General features: G+C 56.6%; 1 protein-coding gene. It reads right to left on the bottom strand.

The annotated features are described in order from the left end of the window. On the bottom strand, positions 1–1106 hold a 1106-nt coding region (locus OSH09_RS18255), incomplete at both ends, for an Ig-like domain-containing protein (RefSeq protein ID WP_266121788.1).

Raw genomic sequence — 1106 nt, 5'->3', positions numbered from 1 at the left:
TCTTCAGCGATCACGTTGATCGCGATCTCGGCTTCAGGCAGATCAGTCTCTACGCCGTAACCGCGGTCAGCTTCAGCGCTAGCTGGGTTACCAGCGGCGTCTTCCGTCTCAACCTTGGCGTGGACATTGCTGTCCTTGGCCAGTTCAGCACCAGGAACATCCACGTTCCAGGTCTTGCCATCGGCGTTAACGGTAGTGGTGTAATCCTTACCGTTCACGGTCACAGTAACCGTATCGCCAGCCTTGACGTCTTTACCCACGGTACCAGTAATGGTAACGTCGGACTCGGACTCAGCCTTGTTGACTACGTCATCTTCAGCGATCACGTTGATCGCGATCTCAGCTTCTGGCAGATCGGTGTCTACGCCGTAACCGCGATCAGCTTCAGCGCTAGCTGGGTTACCAGCCGCGTCTTCCGTTTCCACCTTGGCGTGGACATTGCTGTCCTTGGCCAGTTCGGCACCAGGAACATCCACGTTCCAGGTCTTGCCGTCGGCATTAACGGTAGTCGTGTAATCCTTGCCGTTCACGGTCACAGTAACCGTGTCGCCAGCCTTGACGTCTTTACCCACGGTACCAGTAATGGTCACGTCGGACTCGGACTCAGCCTTGTTGACTACGTCGTCTTCGGCGATCACGTTGATCGCGATCTCGGCTTCAGGCAGATCGGTGTCTACGCCGTAACCACGGTCGGCTTCAGCCGACGCTGGGTTACCAGCGGCGTCTTCGGTCTCAACCTTAGCGTGGACATTGCTGTCCTTGGCCAGTTCGGCACCAGGAACGTCCACGTTCCAAGTCTTGCCGTCGGCGTTAACGGTAGTGGTGTAATCCTTACCATTAACCGTCACGGTCACGGTGTCGCCAGCCTTGACGTCTTTACCAACCGTACCGGAGACAGTGACATCCCCTTCCGATTCGGCTTTGTTGATGACGTCATCTTCAGCAATCACGTTGATCGCGATCTCAGCTTCGGGCAGATCGGTGTCTACGCCGTAGCCGCGGTCAGCTTCAGCGCTAGCTGGGTTACCAGCCGCATCTTCGGTCTCAACCTTAGCGTGGACATTGCTGTCCTTGGCCAGTTCGGCACCAGGAACATCCACGTTCCA

Origin of the sequence: Alcaligenes parafaecalis (assembly GCF_026344135.1) — a bacterium.
In the GTDB taxonomy this organism is placed as follows: Bacteria; Pseudomonadota; Gammaproteobacteria; order Burkholderiales; family Burkholderiaceae_B; genus Alcaligenes; species Alcaligenes parafaecalis.
The sequence above is the reverse complement of the archived record's forward strand: the minus strand, read 5'-3'. Positions and strand labels throughout refer to the sequence as shown.